This window comes from Wolbachia endosymbiont of Atemnus politus, from assembly GCF_013309895.1.
The window spans coordinates 1-3099 of record NZ_JAAXCS010000137.1 but is presented as its reverse complement, the minus strand read 5'-3'; the positions used below and the strand labels follow the sequence as shown (position 1 = coordinate 3099).

At 37.7% G+C, this 3099-nt stretch carries 3 protein-coding genes; all 3 read left to right on the top strand.

Features of this window, described 5'->3' with window-relative positions:
- Positions 1–1281 (top strand): WH2 domain-containing protein (locus HET73_RS06750; RefSeq protein WP_174134244.1); only part of this gene is annotated, 1281 nt, incomplete at its 5' end.
- 92 nt (positions 1282–1373) lie between these two features.
- Complete coding sequence (gene proS, locus HET73_RS06745; protein ID WP_174132892.1) at positions 1374–2651, top strand: proline--tRNA ligase; 1278 nt, start codon at positions 1374–1376, stop codon at positions 2649–2651.
- The gene (locus tag HET73_RS06740; RefSeq protein WP_174132893.1) at positions 2648–3034 is read left to right on the top strand and encodes a holo-[acyl-carrier-protein] synthase; all 387 of its coding nucleotides are present in this window, start codon (positions 2648–2650) and stop codon (positions 3032–3034) included. The genes proS and HET73_RS06740 overlap by 4 nt, the downstream gene beginning before the upstream one ends.
- The last annotated feature ends 65 nt before the right edge of the window (positions 3035–3099 follow it).

Below are 3099 nucleotides of genomic sequence, written 5' to 3'. Positions count from 1 at the left end.
CGCACATCTAATATTGGTCCTTTAATTGCTGTTTTATCATCATCTATATTGAGTTTCATAGCTGGTCAATATCTTCCTTATGTTATTACAGTAATTTCTGGTTCTGGCGCAATTGCAGCAGTTCCTTTAGCAATTTTTGCTGTTTCTACAGTTGTTGCACTGGCTTCAGTAGCATATCTTGTTAAACTTGCCGTTTCTAGAATTGGTAATAAGAAAGAAGAAGATCTTGGTGAAAAAGAACCAACAAAAGGGCTAGCAGAAGAACTAGTACGTAAAAGTCTGAAAAGTGAATCAATTAAACAACTTGATCAATCAAGTAACCAACCATATTCTGCATTTCAAGAACCACAAAAATTTGTGTGTGAAAATTGTACTAATCTGGCAAATAAGCCAATTGGAAAAGAACCCGGCAATCAACAACGTACTGCATCTCAAAAACAAGTGAATAAAAATAGTACTGATCTGGGAAATCAATTAAGTATGCCTACTCCTACACCGCCTCCAGTAACGCTTGGTGCACAACCAAGTGCAAGTGTACCACCACCACCTCCTCCTCCTCAAAATTCATCAACTCAACAGGGTAGTAATGATTTACTTAATAGTATAAAAAAAGCTGGCGGTAAGGCAGGTGTGAGCAAAGAACAGAAAAAAGCACGCGATGAAAAATTAAAACAAAATAGGGAAAAACGAGAAAAGAATAGTGAAGGTGAGCAAACAGATTCCAAAAATGCTTTATTTGCAGAAATAAGAGGAGGTTTTAAATTGAAACCAGTTAATAAAAATCAACAAAGCCCTGAGAAGAGTACTCCAGAAACAAAGCCTGATATAGCTTCTATTCTTGCAAGGAGAATAGACATTGAATTCTCAGATAGTGAAAGTGAGCATTCTGATTCTATTAGCGATTCAGGTTGGACTACAGATGAAAGCAAAGACAAACAGAAAGAGATAGAGCAGAAAAAGAAGGTGCTGACAAAAAGCAGGAAAAAATCTACGCCTTCAAATTCCCAATCAGACAATAAAAAAGGAACAAGCACTCCCGAAAGTGGTTATAGATCCGATAAATCTGAACCATCTACATCAAAGGTAGAGAAGCCACCATTACCATCTAAGCCTGCTAATTTGCAAAGGAGACCTAAAACTCCTCCTGTAAAAAAAGAGTGTGATGCGAGTCCAGCGGGTAGTGAGATGCAAGACCCATCTACTCTTCCTTTTAAGAAACTTCGTGGCATGTTTGATGGAGCGGATACTAAATTTAAGAGGGGATCGGTATTAGTACGTTAAGGAAAGTACCACTCACTTCCCTTCTTTTTCAAAATAAGTTTACCTACAGGTCTGATTGTATTAAGATTACTCATTACAATCAGGTCTATTATATGCGTTTATCCAAATATTATCTGCCAACTTTAAAGGAAAAGCCTGCCCATGTTAAGATTATCTCCCATCAATATTCTTTGCGTGCAGGTTTAATAAAGCAGATAGCATCTGGCATCTATACGTGGTTACCACTTGGTCTCTTAGTGCTTAAAAATATTGAAAACATTATCAGAGATGAAATGGATAAATCTGTTGCAATTGAAGCATTAATGCCTTGTGTGCAACCAGCAAATCTTTGGCGAGAATCAGGACGCTATGATGATTACGGTAAGGAAATGCTACGCATAAGGGATAGGCATGAGGAAGATATGCTTTTCGGTCCAACGCACGAGGAGGTGGCAATTGATTTAATTAGAGATGTGGTAAAAAGTTACAAAGATTTGCCACTTTGTTTATATCAAATTCAATGGAAGTTTCGTGACGAAGTAAGACCTCGTTATGGAGTTATGAGAGGCAGGGAATTTCTGATGAAGGATGCATATAGTTTTGATGTAGATTACGAAGGCGCACTGAATTCATATAATTTGATGTATAAAACTTACATAAAAATCTTCAAACGCATGGGACTTACTCCAATTGGAGTTCGAGCTGATACGGGGCCAATTGGAGGAAATTTAAGTCATGAATTTCATATATTGGCAAGCACCGGTGAGAGCACCTTATATTATGACAATAAATTTTCTGAACTACTAGAGAGTGAAGATATTGAAAGTCTGAAGAGCATATATGCAGTTGCAGACGATATGCATGACCCTAAAAGTTGTCCTATACTGCAAGAACAGTTAAATGTTAGTAAGGGTATTGAAATAGGGCATATTTTTTATTTTGGCGATAAATATTCAAAGCCTATGAAGGCAAGTGTTACCTCTCAAGATGGAAAAAATGTCAATATACATATGGGTTCGTATGGCATTGGGGTTTCAAGGCTTGTTGGTGCGATAATAGAAGCTTTTCATGATGATAAAGGAATTATTTGGCCAGAAGCGGTGGCTCCTTTCAGAATCGGTTTAATCAATCTACAAACAAAAACTGGCGAATGTGTGGAGATTGCAAACAAAATATACAATGCTCTGAAAAGCGATGAAGTGCTTTATGATGATACGGAAGGGAGCGTAGGGGTGAAATTTGCTGGGATGGATCTAATAGGCTTGCCGTGGCAAATAATTGTTGGAAAGAAAGCGGTAAGTGAAAACATAGTTGAAATAAAGAATAGGGCAACTGGAAAGGTAGAAGAAATGCAGATTGAGGAAGCAATAAGTCGTTTTAGCGCAAAATGATACGTGGTATCGGTACTGACATAGTATATATACCAAGAATATTGGGAATACTGCAGAAGTATGGGGAAAGATTCCTCAATAGAATCTACACTGAGCAGGAGATAGAAATAAGCAGAAAGTACAACAGCCAAGAAATGCAAGCAAGGTATTTTGCTAAACGCTTCGCGGCAAAGGAGGCTTTTGTTAAAGCACTAGGCAGTGGTCGGGGTATTACAATGAAAGGTATAGAAATATACAGTGATGTAAGAGGAAAGCCATATATTGCTGTAAAAAAGGATTTTATCTTAAAGATTCATCTTTCTCTAAGTGACGATGGAGATTACGCTACTGCGTTTGTTATAATCTGCGGCTACAGCTGCACGAACGACCAGAAGGGTCTGTAAAGGTTACATAATTCATTAGACTTCTTTCAAAATTCAAGTAGGAGCTCAAAATTGTGAATAGCAGC

Coding starts and splice junctions, on each gene's coding strand:
- proS (WP_174132892.1), top strand. CDS start 1,374: ATGCGTTTATCCAAATATTATCTGCCAACTTTAAAGGAAAAGCCTGCC.
- HET73_RS06740 (WP_174132893.1), top strand. CDS start 2,648: ATGATACGTGGTATCGGTACTGACATAGTATATATACCAAGAATATTG.